The sequence below is a fragment of the Enterobacter sp. 198 genome (assembly GCF_009025585.1).
In the GTDB taxonomy this organism is placed as follows: domain Bacteria; phylum Pseudomonadota; class Gammaproteobacteria; order Enterobacterales; family Enterobacteriaceae; genus Enterobacter; species Enterobacter ludwigii.
The window spans coordinates 1-264 of record NZ_WCIM01000032.1; the positions used below are offsets into that span (position 1 = coordinate 1).

1 protein-coding gene is annotated in these 264 nt (G+C 57.6%); it reads left to right on the plus strand.

The window, feature by feature from the left end:
* Positions 1-264: Ig-like domain-containing protein (locus tag F8561_RS24500; RefSeq protein WP_226778114.1), on the plus strand; the 264-nt coding region annotated here is incomplete at both ends.

Consider the following 264-nt stretch of genomic DNA (forward strand, 5'->3'; position numbering starts at 1 on the left):
TCCGATCCGATCGGCTTTATCGTTGACCTGACTGCGCCAGCGAAACCGGTGATCGGTGACGTGGAAGATGACGTCGGCCCGATCACTGGCCCGATTAACAATGGCGATATTACCGATGATACCCAGCCGGTATTCAGCGGCGGCGGTGCCGTACCTGGCGAAACCGTTGAACTGATTATCGACGATGAAGTCGTGGGCACTGCGATCGTGGGTGAAGACGGCAACTGGGAAGTGACGCCAGAAAAACCGCTGCCGGAAGGCGAA